The 23,371-nt window shown below is 41.4% G+C and carries 21 protein-coding genes, 10 tRNA genes and 1 pseudogene; 21 read left to right on the top strand and 11 right to left on the bottom strand.

The window, feature by feature from the left end; all coding sequences use genetic code 11:
* Positions 1-20: 20 nt before the first annotated feature.
* The 5 genes and pseudogenes from QUE46_RS11050 to hemA all read right to left on the bottom strand — a co-directional run bounded on the left by QUE46_RS11050 (position 21) and on the right by hemA (position 4,899).
* Positions 21-395, bottom strand: a complete 375-nt coding sequence (locus tag QUE46_RS11050) for a SirB2 family protein (protein ID WP_064384853.1) — start codon at positions 393-395, stop codon at positions 21-23.
* Positions 396-708: 313 nt separating this feature from the next.
* Positions 709-1,650, bottom strand: a pseudogene (locus QUE46_RS11055) (DUF3369 domain-containing protein); the annotation flags it as partial.
* 57 nt (positions 1,651-1,707) lie between these two features.
* Positions 1,708-2,547: a peptide chain release factor N(5)-glutamine methyltransferase gene (gene prmC / locus QUE46_RS11060; RefSeq protein WP_286244825.1), complete on the bottom strand. Its 840-nt coding sequence runs from the start codon at positions 2,545-2,547 to the stop codon at positions 1,708-1,710.
* Positions 2,548-2,549: 2 nt separating this feature from the next.
* The gene (gene prfA, locus QUE46_RS11065; protein ID WP_004588836.1) at positions 2,550-3,635 is read right to left on the bottom strand and encodes a peptide chain release factor 1; all 1,086 of its coding nucleotides are present in this window, start codon (positions 3,633-3,635) and stop codon (positions 2,550-2,552) included.
* Positions 3,636-3,642: 7 nt separating this feature from the next.
* Complete coding sequence (gene hemA, locus QUE46_RS11070) at positions 3,643-4,899, bottom strand: glutamyl-tRNA reductase (protein ID WP_286244826.1); 1,257 nt, start codon at positions 4,897-4,899, stop codon at positions 3,643-3,645.
* Between the two features lie 83 nt (positions 4,900-4,982).
* Between hemA and lolB the strand changes: the two genes are divergently transcribed.
* The 16 genes from lolB to QUE46_RS11150 all read left to right on the top strand — a co-directional run bounded on the left by lolB (position 4,983) and on the right by QUE46_RS11150 (position 11,934).
* The gene (lolB, locus tag QUE46_RS11075; protein WP_286244827.1) at positions 4,983-5,570 is read left to right on the top strand and encodes a lipoprotein insertase outer membrane protein LolB; all 588 of its coding nucleotides are present in this window, start codon (positions 4,983-4,985) and stop codon (positions 5,568-5,570) included.
* A gap of 2 nt (positions 5,571-5,572) precedes the next feature.
* On the top strand, positions 5,573-6,430 hold the full coding sequence (gene ispE / locus QUE46_RS11080) for a 4-(cytidine 5'-diphospho)-2-C-methyl-D-erythritol kinase (protein WP_286244828.1): 858 nt from the start codon (positions 5,573-5,575) through the stop codon (positions 6,428-6,430).
* Positions 6,431-6,520: 90 nt separating this feature from the next.
* Entirely contained in the window at positions 6,521-7,468 is a 948-nt protein-coding gene (locus QUE46_RS11085) for a ribose-phosphate pyrophosphokinase (RefSeq protein WP_004588832.1), read from the top strand.
* 151 nt (positions 7,469-7,619) lie between these two features.
* Positions 7,620-8,234, top strand: coding sequence for a 50S ribosomal protein L25/general stress protein Ctc (locus QUE46_RS11090; RefSeq protein ID WP_286244829.1), 615 nt, complete (start codon positions 7,620-7,622; stop codon positions 8,232-8,234).
* 18 nt (positions 8,235-8,252) lie between these two features.
* Positions 8,253-8,837 carry an aminoacyl-tRNA hydrolase gene (pth, locus tag QUE46_RS11095; protein WP_024033868.1) on the top strand — a complete coding sequence of 195 codons (585 nt, stop codon included), beginning with the start codon at positions 8,253-8,255 and terminating at the stop codon, positions 8,835-8,837.
* 33 nt (positions 8,838-8,870) lie between these two features.
* Positions 8,871-9,962 carry a redox-regulated ATPase YchF gene (gene ychF / locus QUE46_RS11100; RefSeq protein ID WP_055018915.1) on the top strand — a complete coding sequence of 364 codons (1,092 nt, stop codon included), beginning with the start codon at positions 8,871-8,873 and terminating at the stop codon, positions 9,960-9,962.
* A 751-nt stretch (positions 9,963-10,713) separates the two neighbouring features.
* Positions 10,714-10,790: transfer RNA gene (locus QUE46_RS11105), tRNA-Met, on the top strand.
* Between the two features lie 67 nt (positions 10,791-10,857).
* Positions 10,858-10,942: transfer RNA gene (locus tag QUE46_RS11110), tRNA-Leu, on the top strand.
* Positions 10,943-10,979: 37 nt separating this feature from the next.
* Positions 10,980-11,054: transfer RNA gene (locus QUE46_RS11115), tRNA-Gln, on the top strand.
* Positions 11,055-11,059: 5 nt separating this feature from the next.
* Positions 11,060-11,136, top strand: a tRNA-Met gene (locus tag QUE46_RS11120).
* A 91-nt stretch (positions 11,137-11,227) separates the two neighbouring features.
* A tRNA-Leu gene (locus tag QUE46_RS11125) sits at positions 11,228-11,312 on the top strand.
* A 40-nt stretch (positions 11,313-11,352) separates the two neighbouring features.
* Positions 11,353-11,427: transfer RNA gene (locus QUE46_RS11130), tRNA-Gln, on the top strand.
* Positions 11,428-11,495: 68 nt separating this feature from the next.
* A tRNA-Leu gene (locus QUE46_RS11135) sits at positions 11,496-11,580 on the top strand.
* Between the two features lie 40 nt (positions 11,581-11,620).
* Positions 11,621-11,695 (top strand) — tRNA-Gln (locus tag QUE46_RS11140).
* A 40-nt stretch (positions 11,696-11,735) separates the two neighbouring features.
* Positions 11,736-11,820 (top strand) — tRNA-Leu (locus QUE46_RS11145).
* A gap of 39 nt (positions 11,821-11,859) precedes the next feature.
* Positions 11,860-11,934: transfer RNA gene (locus tag QUE46_RS11150), tRNA-Gln, on the top strand.
* A 4-nt stretch (positions 11,935-11,938) separates the two neighbouring features.
* Here QUE46_RS11150 and QUE46_RS11155 read toward each other — a convergent pair.
* Positions 11,939-13,528 carry a bifunctional diguanylate cyclase/phosphodiesterase gene (locus QUE46_RS11155; protein WP_286244830.1) on the bottom strand — a complete coding sequence of 530 codons (1,590 nt, stop codon included), beginning with the start codon at positions 13,526-13,528 and terminating at the stop codon, positions 11,939-11,941.
* Between the two features lie 155 nt (positions 13,529-13,683).
* A complete protein-coding gene (locus QUE46_RS11160; protein WP_286247744.1) occupies positions 13,684-14,865 on the bottom strand; it encodes an FAD-dependent monooxygenase in 1,182 nt (393 codons plus the stop codon).
* Between the two features lie 244 nt (positions 14,866-15,109).
* On the opposite strand from QUE46_RS11160, the gene miaB reads away from it, so the two are divergent.
* From miaB to lnt, 5 genes are read left to right on the top strand one after another with little or no spacing between them, the layout of a single operon-like run.
* On the top strand, positions 15,110-16,558 hold the full coding sequence (miaB, locus tag QUE46_RS11165) for a tRNA (N6-isopentenyl adenosine(37)-C2)-methylthiotransferase MiaB (RefSeq protein ID WP_286244831.1): 1,449 nt from the start codon (positions 15,110-15,112) through the stop codon (positions 16,556-16,558).
* A 57-nt stretch (positions 16,559-16,615) separates the two neighbouring features.
* The gene (locus QUE46_RS11170; protein WP_286244832.1) at positions 16,616-17,674 is read left to right on the top strand and encodes a PhoH family protein; all 1,059 of its coding nucleotides are present in this window, start codon (positions 16,616-16,618) and stop codon (positions 17,672-17,674) included.
* A gap of 4 nt (positions 17,675-17,678) precedes the next feature.
* A complete protein-coding gene (gene ybeY / locus QUE46_RS11175; RefSeq protein WP_286244833.1) occupies positions 17,679-18,137 on the top strand; it encodes an rRNA maturation RNase YbeY in 459 nt (152 codons plus the stop codon).
* A 22-nt stretch (positions 18,138-18,159) separates the two neighbouring features.
* Positions 18,160-19,044 (top strand): CNNM family magnesium/cobalt transport protein CorC, encoded by an 885-nt coding sequence (corC, locus tag QUE46_RS11180; RefSeq protein ID WP_286244834.1) that lies wholly within the window; start codon positions 18,160-18,162, stop codon positions 19,042-19,044.
* Positions 19,025-20,575, top strand: a complete 1,551-nt coding sequence (gene lnt, locus QUE46_RS11185; RefSeq protein ID WP_286244835.1) for an apolipoprotein N-acyltransferase — start codon at positions 19,025-19,027, stop codon at positions 20,573-20,575. Before corC ends, lnt begins: the two co-directional genes overlap by 20 nt.
* Positions 20,576-20,640: 65 nt before the next feature.
* Here lnt and QUE46_RS11190 read toward each other — a convergent pair whose 3' ends face one another.
* The 4 genes from QUE46_RS11190 to QUE46_RS11205 form a co-directional block, all read right to left on the bottom strand.
* Entirely contained in the window at positions 20,641-21,492 is an 852-nt protein-coding gene (locus tag QUE46_RS11190; protein WP_286244836.1) for an alpha/beta hydrolase, read from the bottom strand.
* 82 nt (positions 21,493-21,574) lie between these two features.
* A complete protein-coding gene (locus tag QUE46_RS11195; protein WP_055016135.1) occupies positions 21,575-21,865 on the bottom strand; it encodes a type II toxin-antitoxin system RelE/ParE family toxin in 291 nt (96 codons plus the stop codon).
* Entirely contained in the window at positions 21,855-22,106 is a 252-nt protein-coding gene (locus tag QUE46_RS11200; RefSeq protein ID WP_055016136.1) for a type II toxin-antitoxin system Phd/YefM family antitoxin, read from the bottom strand. Before QUE46_RS11200 ends, QUE46_RS11195 begins: the two co-directional genes overlap by 11 nt.
* Positions 22,107-22,189: 83 nt before the next feature.
* Positions 22,190-23,272: an RDD family protein gene (locus QUE46_RS11205; RefSeq protein ID WP_286244837.1), complete on the bottom strand. Its 1,083-nt coding sequence runs from the start codon at positions 23,270-23,272 to the stop codon at positions 22,190-22,192.
* Positions 23,273-23,371: the final 99 nt, after the last annotated feature.

The following is a 23,371-nucleotide window of genomic DNA, read 5'->3' on the forward strand; positions in this document are numbered from 1 at the left end:
AACTTGTAACAGAGTAGGTATTATAAAAGGAGCGGCGATTTTGCCGTTGCCAAATACCCTATCGCTAAAATCACAACCGTGTTAACTACCACATACATAATTTTTGGCAGCGTATTAGTTTGTTTAGCGCTAATAATACCTATCGCTATATAAATCACTACAAGCACTATTTTTTCTAATAACCATAGTTGCTCAAAGGGGTTTATTTTTGCCATGAACACCAATGTTATTGCAGAAATAAGTAATAAAGTGTCAATGCTGTGACTGCCAATAAAAACCAGTTTATTTTTGGCAAGCTTGCCACTGCCCATACGCGAAAAAGAGCGGATGTAAAATAAAATAACGCTTAGCATAGCAATTGCCATGTGTGAGTGTTTTACTGCTAAATAATCCATAAGCCTCAGTACTTTTTGTTTTGTTAAATTTAGTTAAGTGCGTTTAATACCAATCCGCTTAATTAAGTTATCTATTTTGAGGATGGGTAAACCTGTTGATAGCTAGGCAAAAAATTTGCTATTTAGTTGTTCTAAATGAGAATTTTTTAACGCTGATAGCAACACGTTTAGCCCCTCAAAATAATTAAGAATTATTGCGGCTTGGTATAATACCAAGCCCTACGCACTGCTTTGGCTATTATGCCTCACAAACTAAAAAGCACATAGTCGCAAGGCTATGTGCTTTTTAAATTTATAGTAACGATTAACGTTGTTGTCGTTGCACGTTCTCAAATGCTAGTTGTACATTTTGCGAAAAAATCTCAATTAAATTACGTTGCGTATCGGTTATATTTTTAGGGATCCCCGATATAAATAACATCGAATTGTGATTGTACTCGCTACTACAATAAGCAAATAAATAGTTATCTTTATAAATTATGCTTTTATCTTTTAGTGCTTGATGACATGCCTCTAGTTGCTCGTTTTGCAGCACCGCATCTAACTCTTTACCTTCGCTTTGCTCAAACTCACCGGTACCTGAGCGCACTATTAGCTTATCGTTACTATTTTCTTGCGTATTTTGCGCCACTAACGTAGTGGCATACACCGCTTGTTCTGCAATGCCTAATAACGAGGTAAGTTGCTGCATCACCCCTTCAATAAACTGCTCTATTGAACGTGTGGCAAATATATCGCGCGAGGCAACAATAATTTTTTCAAGCCCTTCGCGAGATTGCTCTATAGAAATAATATCGCGATATGAGCGTAAGCTCGACATTATCACAGTAAACAGCTTTTGCGCTGTCAGCTCTGTTTTCGATTTATAATCGTTAATATCGTAATTAATTATTACTTGGCGCTCTGGTGCTTGCCCAGGCTGACCGGTTCTTAAAATAATGCGAATATGATTATTATTAGCTTCTTCGCGAATAAATTTAGCAACCTGTAACCCAGCGTCATCGGTTTCCATTACCACATCGAGCAGTACAATAGCGGCGTCTGGGTGCGCATTTATTAATTCTTTTGCTTCAGCGCCCGAGTAAGCGCTTAAAAATTCTAAACGTTTGTTCTGAAATTCAAAATCACTCAACGCAAGCTTTGTAACAGCATGAACTTCAGGTTCGTCATCAACGATTAATACTTTCCAAGTGCCAAGCTCTACTTCACTATCTAATTCATCTGGCTCATCTGAAAATAAAAAATCACCCATCATATTAAAGGTTCCTTAATGCATTTATAGAACACACAATCATGGCTGTTTGTTATCAAATTAAGGCCACTGTGCGAGCGTTACACGATCGTTATTTCCCAAGTCTTTTACTGTTTTAATATTTATATACGCCATTTGCTTAAACAAATGCCGAACAGCTTCACCCTGTTCAAAACCATGTTCTATTAAAAGATAGCCACTAGGGAGCAAATAGTCACGTGATTGTGTAATTATTTGTTTTATATCAGCCAATCCTGCCTCATCGGCCACTAACGCGGAAAGAGGTTCAAAGCGCACATCCCCTTCTTTTAAATGTTTATCGTCGTGTTCAATGTACGGTGGGTTGGTCACAATTAAATTAAACTGCTCGTTTTTCAGCGCGCTAAACCAGTTACTTTGCTTTACCTGCACGTTTTCAATCTCTAAACGCTGCTGATTTCTAGTTGCTAAGGCCACCGCATCTGCTACTTTGTCGACTGCTGTTATGTGCCATGTTGGCATTTCGCTACCAAGTGCAAGTGCAATCGCGCCGGTGCCGGTGCCTAAATCAAGCACTTTTGCGTGCTCAGGTACTGTCAGTTCTAACGCTTGCTCAACGAGTGTTTCGGTATCGGGTCTAGGAATAAGCGTCGTGGCATTAACCTCTAATGCTAAGCTCCAAAATTCGCGCTGACCAATAATATGCGCTACGGGTTCACCATTTAAACGCCGTTCACAAAATTCATTATATTGACGCTGCTCATCGCTGCTAAGTAGTTTATCTGGCCAGGTAAATAGGTAACTGCGGGGCTTTTGAAGAATATGTAATAGGAGTACTTGTGCGTCTAATTTAGCGGTGTCGCTAGTTGGTGCAAGTGTATTTGCACCAACTACTATTGCCTGCTCAAGAGTGTGGCTCACAATTACTCATCGCCCATTGCGGCAAGTAAATCTGCCTGATGCTCTTGCATTAACGGGTCAATAATTGCGCCTAAATCACCGGTTACCACTTCGTTTAAGCGATAAAGCGTTAAATTAATACGGTGATCAGTAATACGCCCTTGCGGGTAGTTGTAAGTACGAATACGCTCAGAGCGATCGCCACTACCCACCAAGTTACGGCGCTCAGAGGCCTCGGCAGCATGACGTTTTTCATCTTCGGCTTGCTGTAAACGCGCGGCAAGTACAGACATCGCTTTAGCACGGTTTTTGTGTTGCGAACGCTCATCCTGACACTCAACCACAACACCCGTTGGAATATGAGTAATACGAATTGCCGAGTCGGTTTTATTTACGTGCTGACCACCGGCGCCTGAGGCTCTAAATGTATCTACTTTTATGTCGGCGGTGTTTATTTCAATGGCTTCTGCTTCTGGAATTTCAGCCATTACTGCTACCGTACACGCAGAGGTATGTACACGCCCTTGTGATTCAGTCTCTGGTACACGTTGTACACGGTGAGCGCCTGATTCAAACTTAAGCTTGCCGTACACACCTTCACCGCTAATATTTGCAATCACTTCTTTGTAGCCGCCGTGTTCACCTTCGTTGGTGCTCACAACTTCCACTTTCCACTTTTGTGTTTCGGCGTAACGGCTGTACATTCTAAACAAATCGCCTGCAAATATAGCCGCTTCGTCACCACCGGTACCGGCACGTACTTCTAAAAATACATTGTTGTTATCTTTAGGGTCTTTAGGCAGCATTAGCACTTGCAGTTCATCTTCTAATGATAAAATTTGCGCTTTAGCTTCTTTGTATTCTTCTTGCGCCATTTCACGCATATCGGGGTCTGAATCTTTTAACATTTCTTCAGCAGTCGCCACATCGTCTTGCGCTTGTTGGTATGCTAAAAATGTTTTTACAATTTCTTCAAGCTCAGAGTATTCTTTTGAAAGAGCACGAAAGCGGTTTTGATCACTAATGACCGACGGATCGCTCAGTAGCGCTTGTACTTCTTCGTAGCGCTCTACTAAGGTTTCTAATTTACGATATACAGACTCTTTCATTTAACTGTTATTCCTGATCAATACCTAACATTTTTTTCAACTGAGTTAGTTGTGCCACTTCACCTTTTTTAGCCGCATCTTGAATTGCACGGGTAGGCGCGTGCATTAAGCGGTTGGTTAATTTATTGGCCAACTCTAATATAATTTTTTCTGCGTCCTTACCTGTACTTAGCTGGCTAACCGCCCGCTCAACAAGTTCTGACTTAATGGTTTGTACGTCGTTTCGGTAATGGCGAATTAAATCAACCGAATCGAGAGAGCGAACCCACATTTCAAATTCTTTGACGCGCTCGCTTATTATTAATTGTGCTTGCTCTGCTGCCTGTTCACGCGCGGCCATATTCTCGCTTACAATGGCTTGTAAGTCATCAACGGAATATAAATAGGCCGCATCAAGCTCGCCTACTTGGCTTTCTATATCGCGCGGAACGGCAATATCAATGAACAACATAGGCTTATGGCGGCGCTGTTTTAGTGCTTGCTCCACCACCCCTTTACCTATAATTGGTAACGTACTGGCTGTTGAACTAATAACAATATCGGCTTTGTGTAAACGCTCAGGTAGTTGTGCCAGCGCAATCACATCGGCCGATACTTCCTGTGCTAAACCGCGTGCACGCTCAATGGTTCTATTAGCAACCGTAATCTGTTGCGGCTCATTTTGGTATAAATGTTTGGCTACAAGCTCTATTGTTTCGCCGGCTCCAATTAATAACACATTGGTTTTATCAAGCTTGCCATAAATATGTTTTGCTAAATTAACCGCAGCAAACGCCACCGACACAGCACTGGCACCAATATCGGTATCGGTACGAACTTGTTTAGCCACCGAAAAAGTTTTTTGAAACAACCTATCAAATTTAACGCCTACGGCATCGTGTGTTTTGGCGCTATGATAGGCTTGCTTAATTTGCCCTAAAATTTGCGGCTCGCCCAATACCAACGAATCTAAACCGCAGGCAACACGCATTAAATGATTAATGGCTGCATCGCCTTGGTGGCAATATATATTTTTGCTCAGTTCGTGTTCATCCAAACCATGGAAACTGGCAAGCCATGCTAGCAGTGCTTGGGAATTTGACTGCTCAAGGCTACAATAGATTTCGGTACGGTTACAGGTAGATACAATAACGGCTTCGTTAAAGTCGGCATGACCGCTTAATTGCTGGAGCGCCTCAGACATTTGCTCAGGCGAAAAAGCCACTTTTTCACGTAATTCTACGGATGCGGTTTTGTGATTTATACCAAGTGCTATGATGGTCATATTTGCCAAATATTGCTGCGCCCTACTTTAAAGGCGGCAATTTTACCAAAAATCAGCGGAATATGGAAAGTAAGGAACAACATTTGATTAGACATTATTTAATTTTATTCACTCTTTTTTTGTTTTTAGCGGGCTGCGCCCACCAAATTGACACAAATACAACACTTTACGATGATTGGAAACCACGCTTAGCGGCTCAAAAAACCTGGCAAGCACAAGGTAAATTAGCATTTATAAGCCCTGATGAGCGCCAATCTGCAAACTTAAATTGGCAACAAGACGAAAAACAAAACAACTTAGTGCTTACTACGTTTATTGGTACTCGTATATTGTCGCTTAAACAAACCCGCACTGGTGCGGTACTTGATTACGACGATAAAACATACACAGATACTAACGCCGCGTTGTTGTTAAAACGCTTAACCGGTTTTGATCTGCCAGTTGATAACGCCGATAACTGGTTAAAAGGCACATTAATCTCGCAAACATTAAAAGTAGACGAACTTGGCCGTGCACAACAAGTTATTTGGTACGATAACAGCAATAAAAAGTGGCAAATAACATATTCAAACTACAAGCAGCAAGGTGGCTTTTGGGTCCCTGGCAATGTCACGCTAAAACATCAGCAAATTAAAATCAAAATTCAACTCTACAATTGGCAATTTAATTAAGTATGAATACTAAAACAGCTTTTTCGGTGATTGCACCGGCAAAACTTAACTTATTTTTACACATCAATGCGCGCCGTGATGACGGATATCACGAACTAGAAACCTTATTTACTTTTTTAAATTTTGGCGACACATTGGACTTTTCAGCCACCGAGGTGCCCACTATTTTAATAACAGGTGATACTAAAGGCATAGCAGATTGCGATAATCTCATCTATAAAGCCGCGTTATTGCTTAAAAATCACTGTGGCATTTCTTCAGGTGTAAAAATAAATCTCACTAAACGCCTACCTATGGGTGGCGGTGTCGGGGGCGGTTCGTCAGACGCAGCCACCACCTTACTTGCACTAAATAAAATGTGGAATACACAACTAAATACCGATGAATTAGCAAACTTAGGCCTGCAATTAGGCGCCGATGTACCGGTATTTATTCGTGGTAAAAGCGCCATAGCACACGGTATTGGCGAACAATTGGTTGACGTAGAGCTTGAACAAAAATGGTATTGTGTTGTGCACCCTAATCAGCATGTAAGTACCGCTAAAATATTCACTCATCCAGATTTAAAACGCGATACGCCAAAAATTTCAGGTGATTGGCGAACCCATAAATTAACCAACGATTGTGAGCCTTTAGTTAAAAAGCTCTGCCCCGAGGTTGAAAAAACCCTGCAGTGGTTGCTAAAATACGCCCCGTCGAAGATGACCGGAACAGGTTCATGTTGTTTTGTCGAATTTGCTAGCCAAGTTCAAGCACAAGATGTACTTGATAACCTCCCCCATACTTGGCAGGGTTTTGTTGCTTCTAGCGCAAATGTCTCACCTGCTCATACGGAGCTTGCCGCCATATTCGATCAATGAAGTAACGTACAAGTAATCATAAGTTAACGCGTAGTGGGTTTTACCTATTTACCCGTTAGTCCAAAAATTCAGTGCCTGAGGAACCCTACCGTGCCTGACATGAAGCTCTTCGCTGGTAACGCAACACCTGAGTTAGCTCAAAAAGTTGCAAAACGTTTGTATATTGAATTAGGCGATGCTGTTGTTGGCCGTTTTAGTGACGGTGAGATCAGTGTTCAAATAAATGAAAATGTTCGTGGCTCGGATGTTTTTATCTTGCAATCAACCTGTGCCCCTACTAACGATAACCTAATGGAACTTATCGTTATGGTTGATGCTCTACGTCGTGCATCAGCAGGTCGTATTACTGCCGTCATTCCTTATTTTGGTTATGCACGTCAAGACCGTCGAGTACGTTCTGCGCGCGTTCCAATTACCGCTAAAGTTGTTGCCGATTTCTTATCAAGTGTAGGCGTTGACCGCGTTCTTACGGTTGACTTACACGCTGAGCAAATCCAAGGCTTCTTTGATGTACCAGTAGATAACGTATTCGGTAGCCCTGTATTACTTGAAGATATGGAAGAGCGCGAGTTTGAAGACGTTGTTGTAGTATCGCCAGATATTGGTGGTGTAGTACGTGCCCGTGCTATTGCAAAACTACTTCACGACACAGACCTTGCTATTATTGATAAACGCCGCCCTCAAGCAAACGTTTCTCAAGTAATGCATATTATTGGTGATGTTGAAGGCCGCGACTGTATTATCGTAGATGATATGATTGATACCGGTGGTACTTTATGTAAAGCCGCAGAAGCACTTAAAGAACACGGTGCTAAACGCGTATTTGCCTATGCAACGCACCCTATTTTATCGGGTAAAGCCGCAGAGAACATTCGTAACTCAGTAATTGATGAAGTGATTGTAACTGACTCAATTCCGTTATCTGATGAATTAAAAGCGCTTGATAAAGTAAAAGTATTGACGCTTGCTGACATGTTAGCCGAAACAATTCGTCGCATCAGCAATGAAGAGTCTATTTCAGCGATGTTTGAACACTAAAATCACACATCTGCTTGAACATATAAGCGCCTTTTGGCGCTTTTTTTGTATGTGTTGTTTATTTTATTGGGGGGTGGTGTTATGATAGCGCGCCTTTTGGGTAGGGACCTTGGTCGCAAAGGCCCTAACACTTTTAATTATTGGAGACATTATGTCTAACGAAACTTATACTTACAACGCTGAACTTCGCGTAGAAACTGGTACTGGTGCGAGCCGCCGCCTACGTCGCGAAGACAAAGTACCTGCTATCCTTTACGGTGCAGATAAAGAAGCGGTATCGCTTACTCTTGCTCATAAAGACATGATCAAAGCACAAGAAAGCGAAGGTTTTTACACGCACATTCTTACGCTAAATGTTGGCGGCGAGTCTGTTGAAGCTATCTTAAAAGATATCCAACGTCACCCATTCAAGCCAAAAATCACTCACCTTGATTTCCAACGTGTAGATGCAACTCACAAACTAGTAACTAAAGTTCCTCTTCACTTCATCGGTGAAGAAGTAGTAACTAAAGCTGGCGCAACGGTTGTTCACCAGTTAACTGAAGTTGAGATTTCTTGTCTTCCTAAAGCTTTACCAGAATTCGTTGAAGTTAACGTTTCTAAATTAGTAGTTGGTGATTCAGTTCACATTTCTGACCTTGAGCTTCCTGCAGGCGTTCAGTCTGTTGAGCTAGGTAAAGGCGAAGGCCACGACCTGTCAGTAGTTACTATTAAAGCTAACAAAGCAGCTCCAGCTGAAGAAGAAGCTTCAGACGCTGCTGAATAATATTTAAGGTCTTGCACCTTGAATTCTATTCAAATGCTTGTGGGCCTGGCTAATCCAGGCCCCGAATACGCAAATACACGCCACAATGCAGGTGCTTGGTTTATTGAAGAACTCGCAGCACGCTACAACTGCACGCTCAAACACGATCCTAAATATCACGGCCTAACTGGCAAAGTGATCATCCAAGGCCAAGAATTCAAATTATTGATCCCCACCACCTACATGAACTTAAGTGGTAAAGCGGTCGGTAGTTTAGCCAATTTTTTCAAAATCCCCGTGGAAAACATACTCGTTGCCCATGACGAAATGGATTTAGACCCAGGCGTTGCCAAACTTAAAAAAGGCGGCGGTCATGGCGGTCATAATGGCTTAAAAGACATTATTGCAAAAATGGCAAACCAAAAAGATTTTATGCGCTTACGCATAGGTATCGGTCATCCAGGACATCGTGAAATGGTCACAGGTTGGGTGCTTGGAAAAGCAGCCAAAGAAGACCAAGAAAAAATGGATGCCGCGGTTGATGAAGCAGTTCGTTGTATGGAAATACTTGCAAAAGATGGTGTGTTAAAAGCACAAAACAGACTACATTCTTTTAAACCATAATCGTTTAAACGAATCTTAACAAGGTATCTTACTATGGGTTTTAAATGTGGCATCGTTGGCTTGCCTAATGTTGGTAAATCAACGCTTTTTAATGCACTAACTAAAGCGGGTATTGAAGCCGCTAACTTTCCTTTTTGTACCATCGAACCTAACACAGGTGTAGTACCGGTACCCGATCCTCGCTTAGACGAGCTAGCAAAGATTGTAAATCCTCAACGCATCCTACCTACCAGTATGGAATTTGTTGATATTGCTGGTTTAGTAAAAGGCGCATCGAAAGGTGAAGGTTTAGGAAACCAATTTTTAGCAAACATTCGTGAAACGGATGCAATTGGCCATGTAGTTCGCTGTTTTGAAGACGAAAACGTAATTCACGTTGCAGGCACTATTGACCCTGCTGACGATATTGACGTTATCAATACCGAATTAGTACTTGCCGATATGGACAGTGCTGATAAAGCTATTTTCCGTAATGCTAAAAAAGCCAAAGGCGGCGATAAAGACGCTAAAGAGCAAAATGCAGTACTTGAAAAAGTTAAAGCGCATTTAGACGAAGGCTTAACACTTCGCTCTTTAGAGCTTACTAAAGAAGAAAAAGCAGCTATTAGCTCAATTAACTTCTTAACTATTAAGCCTACCATGTACATTGCTAACGTAGCTGAAGATGGCTTTGAAAATAACCCACACCTTGACCGTGTGCGTGCTATTGCAGAGTCTGAAGACGCAGTCGTTATTCCTGTGTGTGCTGCAATCGAATCTGAGCTTTCTGAACTAGATGAAGAAGACAAGCTTGAATTTATGGCAGACCTAGGTTTAGACGAGCCAGGCCTTAACCGTGTTATTCGCGGTGGTTACGAGCTATTGCATTTACAAACCTACTTCACTGCAGGTGTAAAAGAAGTACGCGCGTGGACTATTCCAGTAGGTGCAACTGCACCGCAAGCCGCTGGTAAAATTCACACCGACTTTGAACGTGGCTTTATTCGCGCACAAACCATTGCTTATGACGACTACATTGCCTTTAATGGCGAAGGTGGCGCTAAAGAAGCGGGTAAAATGCGCCAAGAAGGTAAAGAGTACATTGTTAAAGATGGCGATGTAATGAACTTCTTGTTCAACGTATAATTACGCCTAAACAATCTGTTTATAAAAGCCCGCTTAATGCGGGTTTTTTTATGGCTATTAACATGTAAATTTAACCTCAAAAGGTAAGCTGTCTTAATCATTTTGGCTTTTTATACCAATTCGCATAATTAAGTGATCTATTTTGAGGATGGATAAACATGTTAGCAGCTAGAAAAATTCGCTTTTTAGTTGTTTAAAAGATAATTTTTTAACTCAGATAGCGACACGTTAAGGCCCACACAATTAGTAAGTATTATTACGGATTGATATTATATTAACGATCTAAGCTAAATACTTTATTTGACATGAGAAATACACATTAATAATTAGGCAATTGCCCTACTAACTGCCTCTACACTGCGACGCTGCGATTAACGTGTAATATTAAACACAACTAGCACAGGTTATGCCTCTTAAAATGATTGCATCGCCTGGTTGTTGAGTGTCATAGCTTTATTAAATTGCTTAAATCCTCAATAAACTAGGCTTTAAGACGAATTGATCACAAAATAACTGCTGAAATACACAGCTGTTTTTATATTAACGGTTTTAAGTTGTTATTACTTAGTGTACTTTGACAGTTGATTTACAGTTAAAAAAACAGCAAATTTATTAAAATTTAGCCTCTTAGCTTAATTTTCCTGCAAACAAACCGTGTTAAGTGTTTTTTTGCAAAAAAGGTGTTGACGGATTTGGGTCATATCAGCATAATACGCCCCGCACTCAGCGATGAAGTGATAACAAAAGAGATGGCTAAGTAGCTCAGCTGGTTAGAGCACATCACTCATAATGATGGGGTCACAGGTTCAAATCCCGTCTTAGCCACCATTTTTCTTTTGTTGCTCAATGAAGAGTTTAAAATAACTACCTTCCTTTGATTATTCAAAGTGAAAATGCGGGAGTGGCGGAATTGGTAGACGCGCTGGATTTAGGTTCCAGTATCTTAGGATGTGAGAGTTCAAGTCTCTCCTTCCGCACCATGTTCTGATATGAACTAAACTATCAATTGTTTTCTGTTGGGATATCGCCAAGCGGTAAGGCACCAGGTTTTGATCCTGGCATTCCCAGGTTCAAATCCTGGTATCCCAGCCAACAATGGCTAAGTAGCTCAGCTGGTTAGAGCACATCACTCATAATGATGGGGTCACAGGTTCAAATCCCGTCTTAGCCACCATTTCTTTTTTTGAAGTGGCTCTGCAAGAGTTAAAATTGCAGCTCAATGAAGAGTTTAAAATAACTACCAGTGTTTATTAAACACAAAAAATGCGGGAGTGGCGGAATTGGTAGACGCGCTGGATTTAGGTTCCAGTATCTTAGGATGTGAGAGTTCAAGTCTCTCCTTCCGCACCATGTTCTCGATAAGAACTAAAATTATCAATTAATTCTTTGTTGGGATATCGCCAAGCGGTAAGGCACCAGGTTTTGATCCTGGCATTCCCAGGTTCAAATCCTGGTATCCCAGCCAACTTCTTCTACCAAAGAAACGTTGCATAAAGAATTGCTCTGTTAAGAGTTTAAATATAAACGATGTATGCGGGAGTGGCGGAATTGGTAGACGCGCTGGATTTAGGTTCCAGTATCTTAGGATGTGAGAGTTCAAGTCTCTCCTTCCGCACCATGTTCTCGATAAGAACTAAAATAATCAGCTAATTCTTTGTTGGGATATCGCCAAGCGGTAAGGCACCAGGTTTTGATCCTGGCATTCCCAGGTTCAAATCCTGGTATCCCAGCCAATTTCTTATACCAAAGAAATTGCTATAAAGAATAAGAACTGCGGGAGTGGCGGAATTGGTAGACGCGCTGGATTTAGGTTCCAGTATCTTAGGATGTGAGAGTTCAAGTCTCTCCTTCCGCACCATGTTCTTATCTAGAACTAAAACTATTCCAAATTTAGCGTTGGGATATCGCCAAGCGGTAAGGCACCAGGTTTTGATCCTGGCATTCCCAGGTTCAAATCCTGGTATCCCAGCCAATTTCTATATTATCCTATACTCTTCCTCATTCGCATATTTGTGTATAAACTCATTAATGTTTACTGGCTTGCTAAAATAATATCCTTGCAAATAATCACAATTCATTAGCGTTAATGTTTGTTTAAGATCGTTATCTTCTATTCCCTCTGCCACCACCTTACAATTAAGTCGTGTTGCTAAAAACAATGTCGATTCAACAATCGCGTAATCAGCTATTTGAGTTAGCATGTCTTTTATAAATGATTGATCTATTTTTATTTGGCTTATTGGTAATTCTCGCAGTAATACCAAAGAAGAAAAACCAGTACCAAAATCATCTACACTAAATTCAAACCCTCGGCTATTTAGCTTTTGCATCATGGTGCGCGCGGCTTCAAGGTTTGTCATCATGGCGCATTCGGTTATTTCAAAAATAATTGCATCGCTTAACGTTGGGTCATGCTTTACAAGTTCTTCAACAAACTCATAAAACTCCGGGCTTTCTAAATCTTTAGTAGAAAGGTTTACATGCAACGAACCTACAAACCCAGCTGCTTTTAACACCTTTAAATGTTTTATTGTTTCTAGTAACACCCATTTAGAAATATTTAATATCAACCCACTTTGCTCGGCAATGCCAATAAATACCTCTGGGCTAATAAAAGAGCCATCACTTTGTGGCCAGCGTATTAATGCCTCTGCACCATGTACTTCATCGGCTTTGGCATCAAAAATAGGTTGCAAGTAAAGCTCAAATTCGTGGTTTTTAATAGCCTGCTTAATACGTGTGGTCATATTTGAAAGCTCATTTGCTCGGGTGCTCAGCGCCTCAAAGTAATGTACATAAAGTTGCTGTGTGTCTTTAGCTTCATGTAATGCTAAGTCTGCTTGCTTTAATAGCTCATTGGCATGTGACGAGTGATTCGCAAAGGTTGTTATTCCCACAGTCACGTGTACACGTAAGCTATGTTCGTAAATATGAAAAGGGTGCTTGGTTGACTTTTTTATTGCCTCAATACATAAATCAATTGCATCATTGGCTGAGTTATCAACAATAAGGGCAAATTCATCGCCGCCCAAACGGTAAAGCTTGGCTATTCCCACAATATTATGGCTAAGAGTTTTTGAAAAAATGCTTAACAGCATATCCCCTACTTTATTACCGTATGAGTCATTAAACGATTTAAAGCGGTTTAAATCTATGAGCATTAAATAAAAAGAAGGTTCGTACTTAACTTGTTTGTTAAGCACCTGAAAAAACTTTTTTCGATTAGGGAGGCCGGTTAAGCTGTCGTTTTCGGCAAGGGTACGTTGTCGCTTTGCAAAGCGGTCTATTTTTAAAATACTGTTATAACTAAGCTGAATAACTAAATAAACAAAAGCACCGCCACCAAATAAAATAAGCGATACGCTCATAGCAATAAATCCGGCTAAATCGTTATTTACAAAATAATAAAGTACATACCAATAACCCACTATAAAGCTAAAAATAAGCGCCAGTAGCAAAATCCACGAAACACGGTTAGTTTTTTTACAAATTTTTATTGTAGGCACAATACTCAGCGTAAGCAGTAAAGTGCCGAGAATGAGTATAAAAATAAAAAAATTATCCACAAACACACAACTTTTAATTGGTTAGTAGTTTGAGTATGGCAAAAAAATGCAATAACGGAATAAATTAATAGTGACAACAATACAGGTGCCGAAGCGGCATAAGAAAGGGAGTGATTGGCTGTACATTAATAATTTAGCCAATCACTTAAGCGGATTTAACTAAGCTCCCCACTAATAGCATATTTTAATACCCAGTTTTTTAAAGGAGAGGTATTGTTAGCCATTTTTAAAAACTGGCTGCGCGCCCATTTAAGCGGCGTAATTTGATTAGAAAAACCAAAGTAACATGCATCCATCATGCTCATCATTAATAGGTTGGCTTTACGGCGGCTTCGCTCATATTCTTTTAGTTTTAGCGGGCAACCAATATCACCAGCGCTTTCAAGCGCATGTGCAAGTGCCACCACATCTTGAAAACCTAAATTAACGCCCTGCCCGGCCAGAGGGTTAATTGTGTGCGCCGCATCGCCAACTAACACCAAACGCCCATTAGAGTAATTATTTGCATGCTGACGAGTAAGCGGAAATACCGCATGGCTTTGTACCTCAAAATCGCCTGCAAGGGATGGAAATTTATTTAAAATATGCGCTTTGAGTTGCTCAGCTGTTAACCCTTTAAAATTTTGCAAGGTATTAGCGTTGTCATACCAAATTAAATTGGCATAAGGTGCCTGCATAGGTAAAAAGGCTAACGGACCTGTAGGGGTAAATTGCTGCCACGTTTTTACTTGCTGCGGCGCATCAAGCTTTATTAGTACGCCCATACAGTGCTGCTGATACTGCCACCCTGTTACACCAATATTTGCCTTTGCACGTAACTGCGATTGCCCACCGTCGGCTGCAATAACTAAATCAGCAGTATAACGGGTATCACCATAAATGAGGGTGATTGACGCGCCACCTTGCTCAATAGCACTTAAAGGTGCTGATTGTTCAATCACCTCAATATTATAATGTGCAAACTGCTGCCAAAGACTTGCTTGTATTAAATTGTTTTCAATTAAATGACCTAAGTGCGAAGTATTAATATCGGCGCAATCAAATAACAGATTGTCGCCACCGCGCTCAAATGCCTCTAACTGCGTGTAAGGCGCTAATCGATTTTGCCTTAAAATAGGCATAGCCCCTAGCTCGTCCAGCAGGTTTTCTGAAAAACGATTAATAGCCGATACCCGTATATCTACCTGCTCACTGGCTAAAATGGCGTCGGCGTTAATCAGTTTTTTTTCTATTATTTGTACTGACTTTCCTTGCTGTGCAAGCTTTATGGCCATGGCCGCACCGACCATCCCAGCGCCTACAACAATCACTTTGTTTTGAGTCATGTTTTTCATCATTTTGTTAATACGAGAAACTGTTTTGATTGTATCGTAACTCGCCGCATTAGTGCGAGAGTATATAGCTATCACGCTATTAAACTGCCTGTGTATTGATTTGAGATCACAAACATGAAAACTATACTTGGATCTGGGCGGGTATCCAGCTAAAATACGCGTCCTTTAAGTGAGCAACCTTGCTCCTTAATCCCGTTTTAAGCACATTTTTGTGCCACTACCGAATTGAACACGAGGCTATATTTCAATGAGCAAAAAGCTGCATATCAAAACTTGGGGTTGTCAGATGAACGAGTACGACTCTCAGAAGATGGCTGATCTTTTAGATGCAACCAACGGCTACCAGCTAACGGAAGAAGCAGCAGACGCCGACGTTATTTTACTTAACACCTGTTCAATTCGTGAAAAAGCGCAAGAGAAAGTATTTCACCAATTAGGTCGCTGGAAGTTGTTAAAAGATGACAAGCCAGACTTAATTATCGGTGTAGGTGGTTGTGTTGCCTCACAAGAAGGTGACTCTATTCGCCAGCGTGCACCATTTGTTGATGTTATTTTTGGCCCGCAAACGCTGCATCGTTTACCAGAAATGATTAAACAAGTGCAAGGCGACAAAGGCTCATCGGTGGTTGATATTTCGTTCCCAGAAATTGAAAAATTTGACCGCTTACCAGAGCCAAAAGCAGAAGGCCCGTCTGCATTTGTATCAATAATGGAAGGGTGTTCTAAGTACTGTACTTTTTGTGTTGTACCTTACACTCGTGGTGAAGAAGTTAGCCGCCCATTAGATGACGTATTATTAGAAGTTGCACAACTTGCTGAGCAAGGCGTACGTGAAGTAAACCTACTAGGTCAAAACGTAAACGCATACCGCGGTGAAACACACGATGGTGAAATTTGTTACTTCTCTGATTTAATTCGTTACGTAGCAGCGATTGACGGTATTGACCGCATTCGTTACACCACCTCGCACCCAGTTGAATTTACGCCAGATATAATCGACGCATACGCTGATGTGCCAGAGCTTGTTGATCACTTACATTTACCAGTGCAAAGTGGTTCAGACCGTATTCTTAATTTAATGAAACGCGGCCATACAGCGCTTGAGTACAAATCAACAATACGAAAGCTGCGTAAAATTCGCCCTAACTTAAGCATGTCGTCAGACTTCATTATTGGTTTTCCGGGTGAGAGCAAAGCTGACTTTGAAGCCACAATGAACCTAATTAACGACATTGGCTTTGATATGAGCTTTAGCTTTATTTACAGTGCGCGCCCAGGAACACCTGCCGCCGACTTGCCTGATGACGTATCAGAGCAAGAGAAAAAAGAGCGCTTATACCTACTACAAAACCGTATTACGCAAATGGCACAGCAAATCAGCCGCCAAATGTTTGATACAGAGCAACGTATTTTAGTTGAGGGGCCTTCTAAAAAGAACCCAATGGAATTACGTGGCCGCACCGAAAACAACCGTGTAGTTAACTTTGTTGGTCCACACACAGTGATCGGCCAGTTTGTTGATGTACGTATTACCGAAGCGTTACCAAACTCTTTACGTGGCGATTTAATTCGTACAGAATCAGAAATGAACTTACGTCGTGATGTTGCTCCTTCAGCTATTTTAACAAAAGCTGCAAGCGTGGAGCCAAAAGTCGATACAACCAACGAAATTGGCGTAGCTACTTTCGTACCATAGTTGTATAAATTCATTGCGCCAGTAACCCTTACTGGCGCACCCGAATAGGAAGTAATTTTGAGTAATCAGTTAAAAACATTAGAGATTTATTTAGAACCTGCCGACAACAAACGCCTTTCTTCTTTATGTGGCCCGTTTGACGAAAACATCAAACAAATTGAACGCCGCCTAGGTGTTGAAATAATCCACCGCGACAACTTTTTTAAAGTAACAGGTAAACTGCACTCAAGTGCCGCGGCCGTAGAAATTTTAAAAAACCTTTATGTTGATACTCAGCCTGTTCGTGGCGAAATTGGTGAAATAGAGCCCGACAACGTACATTTAGCCATTACCGAATCAAAAGCCCTAGAGCAAGACGTGCCGCAAAGTGCATACGGCAAAGAAATGTTTATAAAAACCCGCCGTGGCGTAATTAAACCGCGTAACGACAACCAAGGTTTGTATGTTGCAAATATTTTGCATCATGACATTACCTTTGGTATTGGCCCTGCCGGTACAGGTAAAACCTACCTTGCTGTTGCCGCCGCAGTAGACGCCCTAGAGCGCCAAGAAATTCGCCGAATATTACTTACCCGCCCAGCGGTAGAAGCCGGCGAAAAATTAGGATTTTTACCAGGTGATTTAAGCCAAAAGGTAGACCCATATCTGCGCCCTCTTTACGACGCCCTATTTGAAATGCTTGGCTTTGAAAAAGTAGAAAAACTTATTGAAAAACACATTATTGAAATAGCGCCACTTGCTTACATGCGTGGACGCACATTAAATGATGCGTTTATTATTTTAGATGAAAGTCAAAATACCACCGCAGAGCAAATGAAAATGTTTTTAACCCGTATAGGCTTTAACTCTAAAGCAGTAATAACGGGTGATATAACGCAAGTTGATTTACCACGCGGTGCGCGCTCAGGGCTTCGCCACGCTATAGAAGTGCTTAGTGATGTTGAAGAAATTAGCTTTAACTTTTTCCAATCGCACGACATTGTTCGCCACCCTGTTGTTGGCCGTATTGTAGAAGCCTACGAGCGCAACGACGAAAGCGAGCGACTAAAGCGTATAGAAAAGCAAAAAGCCAAAGAGCAACTTGCCGCTCAACAACCGCCGTCTACTAAAGAGTAATACCGTGAGCACCGAATTAGATTTACAAATAGCCTGTGAGTTTGACAACCTCCCAAGCAAAGAACAGTTTGCACTGTGGGCCGACAAAGCACTTAGCAAGTTTCGTGATGAGTCTGAGCTGAGCATCGTTATAAGCGATGAAGCCCAGTCGCAACAACTAAACAACGACTACCGTGGTAAAAATAAACCCACCAATGTGTTGTCGTTTGAATTTGAAGCACCGCCTGGCATTGATTTGCCATTAGTAGGTGATTTAATAATTTGCCCAGCCATTGTATTGGCCGAGGCAATCGAGCAAGAAAAGTCATTTCATGACCACTTTGCCCATATGGTTATTCATGGATGCTTGCATTTACTTGGATTTGACCATATAAAGAGTGAAGACGCTTTTGAGATGGAAAGCATAGAAAAGCAATTACTTGCAGAGCTAAACATAGCTGACCCATACCGGGACGAACTTTAAATTAACGGAGCATTTAGACGCAATGAGCGACGATAACTCGCAATCTAGCCAGGGTTCTTCTGGCAAAACGTGGATGGGCCGCATAGCCCAAATGTTGCAAGGGGAACCCCAGAATAGAGAAGAGCTGGTTGAAGTAATTGCCGACGCGCAAGAGCGTGACGTAATAGATCCAGAAACCAAAGAGATGATTGAAGGTGTGCTTGGTGTATCCAAGCTTAAAGTGCGCGATATAATGATCCCGCGCTCACAAATGGTCACGCTTGAAATCGACAGCCCCCTTGAAGATTTGATCCCCATGATGGTCGACTCCACCCACTCACGTTTCCCTGTGGTGTGTGAAGACAAAGACCACGTTGAAGGTATTTTGCTCGCAAAAGACTTGCTGCCGCTTATTTTAAATAAAGATGAGCACCTCCCGTCACTGCGCGAATATTTACGCCCAGCCATGGTTGTGCCAGAGAGCAAACGCGTAGACACCCTGCTAAATGAGTTTCGCCAACAGCGCTACCATATGGCGATTGTAATTGACGAATACGGCGGTGTGTCGGGCCTTGTCACCATTGAAGATATTCTTGAAATCATTGTCGGCGAAATTGAAGATGAGCACGACGAAGAAGAAGATCAACAAGATATTCGCCAGCTAGCTAAGCATGTATACGTAGTACAAGCGCTCACCCCTGTAGATGACTTTAACGAGTACTTTAAAACAGGTTACAGCACCGATGAAGCCGATACCATTGGCGGTACGGTACTACACGCATTTGGCCACATGCCAAGTCGCGGCGAAACAATTGAAATAGACGATTATCAGTTTAAAGTTACAAATTCCGATAACCGTCGTATTTTACAACTGCAAGTCACCGTTCCTAAGGTTGATGATAACGACAGTGAAGAAACTACTAACTAAACTCACCCTGTTAGTAAAAGATAAAAAAGCATGGCTCGCACTAGTTGCGGGCCTTATTTTAACTTTTGGCTACGCCCCTTACCAAATTTGGCCCATCGCATTTTTTAGCATTGCCGCCATTATTTTTTGTATTAACCCAAACAACACAGGCAAAGCACACGCAAAACGCGCCGCTAAATATGGCTTTATATTTGGCTTAGGCTGGTTTGGCGCAGGTATTAGCTGGGTGCATGTATCAATTGCTACTTTTGGCGGCATGCCGCTTGTAGCGTCGCTCTCGTTAATGGCTTTACTGTGCTCATATTTAGCGCTGTTTCCAGCACTCGCGTTTTGGGGAGCCACTCGCTTTGCAAGCGGCCCTAAAAGTATGGGGGCACTGCTCATTGCCACTATAGCCATTAGTGAATATTTACGTGGGCACTTACTAACCGGCTTTCCGTGGCTAAGTTTTGGTTATACACAAACAGACGGCCCGCTTAGACTACTGGCGCCCTATATTGGCGAATTTGGCTTAACGCTTACCTGTGTTGGCATTGGTTTTGCCCTTTACAGGCTCACCCAAAAAGAGTTAAAAACCCCATTAATAAGCGCAGCAGCATTAGCGTTACTTGTTATTGGCGCATTAAATACCGGTAATAATCGCTACTCTGGTAAAGAAATGTCGACCTTACTGGTGCAAGGTAATATTAAACAACACCTGCGCTTTGAGCCCAGTGAGTTTTGGACCACCATGAGCAAGTACCAAGACCTAACACGCCCCCATTGGGATGCTGATCTCGTAGTATGGCCCGAAGCCGCCGTGCCCGAAATAGAAGCCTTGGCCGACACTTACTTAGCCAATTTAGACAGCGCCGCATCGTTTAATAAAACCGCGTTAGTTACCGGTATTGTTGACTACCAGCTCGACACCAAAACCATTTACAACACGCTGATTGTGGTAGGTAATAAAGAGCGCAACGACGAGCACGGCCATTACCGCTACCTAAACAAAAACCGCTACCGTAAGCACCAGTTGTTACCTATCGGCGAATTTGTACCATTTCAGGATATATTGCGCCCTATAGCACCACTGTTTGATTTACCTATGTCATCGTTTACCCGTGGTGATAAAGTACAAAACAACTTACGTGCCAATGGTTTTAATCTGCTACCCGCCATTTGCTACGAAATAGTATTTGCCGATTTAGTGCGCGGTAACTATAAAAGCAACTCAGACCTACTCTTTACGGTAAGTAACGACGCGTGGTTTGGCGACTCTATTGGGCCATTGCAACACATGCAAATAGCCCGCATGCGCGCACTAGAGCTACAACGCCCGCTGGTACGCGTTACCAATAATGGTGTTAGCGCCGTATACGACCCAATAAGCCACACACAACAAACTATGCCACAGTTTGAAGCGGCGACCATGAAAGCCGATATAAAGCTTATACAAGGCAACAGCGTTTACAGCCAGTACGGAAACGTGTTTGTGTGGGGGTTTGTGTTATTGCTGGGGGTTGGTGGATTTGGGGTTAGGTTTAGGAAATAAAATAAAGTTGATAGCCGTCAGTTGTCAGCTATCAGTTCTGCGTTTTAACCCAATGAAGTAGACATCTAATTACTTAAAAGCTTTCTAATACCATAATACCAACTAATTGCTGCGACTGTGCCATGGGTTTCATCTTCAAAGTAGCGTTGATTTATAACTAGATCATCGCTTGAGTGCACTTTTAACTTTTTAGCAAACGCTAAACCCCATTGGTAATTTGTTTCACCAATTTCGCCAAACGCTTTAGCATTATTAGCAAAAGTAAAATACACATTGCCGTTAAGCGGCTTATTTATTAATTGTTTCTCATCAAAATAACGGTTTAGGTAGTTGTTATCCCACAGGTAAGTCGCATCAATAATTAAGTAATCTGTAAATAGTGCATGGTTAGAAAGCAACACATAGCTGGCAAACAAGCCGCCAAAAGACTCGCCAATTAATACGCGTTTAGTTGATGTGCGGTAATTTTTATTAATGAGTGGAATGAGTTCTTTTTCAAAAAAGGCGCGGTAGTTTGCGGCGTTGCCGATATTTTTAAACTTTTCTAGGAGTTTACCGTTAAATGTCCAATCAACATTGGTTGGGGTAAAGTCTCGCTCTCTTATCGCATTTTGACTATTAGGAATGGCTACTATAATTGCTTGCTGTATTTGCTGCTCAAGCCGCTCCGTACTAAGTGCCTCTACGAGCCCTGCAACGGCTTTTAGATGTGTTTGGTCACCATCGAGCAAGTAAATAACAGGATATACTCGTTCGAGGTTTTGCTTGTAGCTTGGTGGTACATAAACGCTAAAGCTACGTTGTTCATTTAAAATAACAGACCTAAGCTGATAGGTTTTGGCTAAAGTAATAGGCTCTGAGGCATTTACATTTATTGTAAAAAATAAATATAAAAATATTATTGATAAGACTTTCATACATATCCTTGTATTAAATTAATAGCAAACCAAGAAGAAACGCCCTTCTTTCAACAATCAAAACACCGCTTTTATCACTATGCTATTCCTTAGCTCTTGAGGCTAACTTTTTATATATTGCATCTTTATCGCGTTTACCAATTGCGAGTACATACACCACAACTTCGTCATCAATGACTTCATAAGCAAGGCGGTACCCTGCCGTACGCAATTTTATTTTATAAACATTATCAAAGCCGCGTAGCTTTGAGGCTGGCACGTGGGGGTTATCTAAGCGCTCAGCAAGTTTCTTTTTAAACTGGCTTTTAAGTGATGGCGCGAGTTTTTCCCACTCCTTTAAGGCTGCTGGTAAAAACTTTAACTTATAAGTCATCTATATTAACTTCAACCGCTTGAGATAAATCGCCTCTGCGGCTCTCAACAACTTTAGTTAATTCATAATCATCCAATTGTTCCATTAGTTGCTCATACATTTGTGCAGGCACTAAGTACGCTGCAGGCTTATTATGATTTAATATGGCTATTGCAGCGCCATCTGCTTCATTTAAAAGCGCGGTTGGGTTTTTTTTAAGTTCTGAAATACTTGCTGAACAATCAGCTAAAACCTGTCTCATATAACACCTATAAAGAACTAAATTAAGACCTTATTTTAGCCCTTTTCTTATCTAAAGCCATATATTTTATAATTACTTATTTTCTAAGTAGTTTTTAAAGTCTCTTCTACCGTTTGTGTATTTACAACCTGGTTCACACTGCCCTGAATAACCACTGTCGCTGATATTTTATCTTGAATGGCTTGCCTGTTTGGGTCCCAATATACTTGTAAAAAGCCTAATAAGCCCGTGGCAAAACCTGCGCCGTAACCGCCGTACCTTCCAAAACAATCAAGCATACCTAGTGGCTCACCATTTAGTGAAACCACCCGAATATTACATACTTTTTTACCTGGGGTTTGTCCGCGCCATAATAACGAAAACAACGTAAAGTATACGGCCGCCCAACCAAAACCAAGGCCTAGGTCTTGAATAATGCCTTTACCCCACTGCAAAATGCTGGTGACAGGTTTGGTTTGCTCGCTTTTAGTGTCTGCTTTTTCATTGATATTGCTTTTATGAGTTATTTCGTCCGAAATACTCTTTAGCTCTGTCTCATTATTTTTAAAATCATCTGCCACAACAGGCTCATCATCAGCTATGGCTATTAAGTGCAATAATGTGCGTGTAACTTCAATACCGCCTACGTTTTCCATTTCAACAAGCGCGGGCAATTGGCTAACTAAATTAGCACGAGCAACGCTTTGGCAAGCATCGTCGCAGTTTTTATCGTCGTTTGTTTGTGCTAAATAGGTGCGTATTATTGCTTTATCATGCTCGCTTAATTCATCGTTTTGCTGTGTTTTTTCTATTTGAGATGTTTGAAAAGCAGTATCGCATTCAAAAAAATCAATCGCTAATGAGAGTACAGTGAGTGAACTTACAAATAAAAAACTCGCGGCAAAAAGTTTTAAGGTTCTACGCCAAAACGATGACATTTTTGGAAGATATTGCTGCGCAGTGCCTTTATAAAAAGCCATGGCAGCCACAAAGGCAATTAAAGTGGCGCTTAGCTTAGCGGCCATAAATATTAAAGTGACATCAATGATCATTGCCATTGCACGTTTAATTGGGCTCGCTAATGGAATACCTAATAACGCTTGGTCAATTTTAAAGGCATACGGGGTGATCACGTCTTTGGTTTCAGAGTCTGATAACGCGAGTTGCTCTATCTCTTTGGTTTTCATTTTTATTTTTATGTTTTTAAAATGGGTAAGCTATTTAACTTACGCGCTTTTTATTTTTATATCAATCCGCTTAATTAAGTGATCTATTTTGCAGATTGG

Origin of the sequence: Pseudoalteromonas sp. MM1 (assembly GCF_030296835.1) — a bacterium.
Lineage (GTDB): Bacteria > Pseudomonadota > Gammaproteobacteria > Enterobacterales > Alteromonadaceae > Pseudoalteromonas.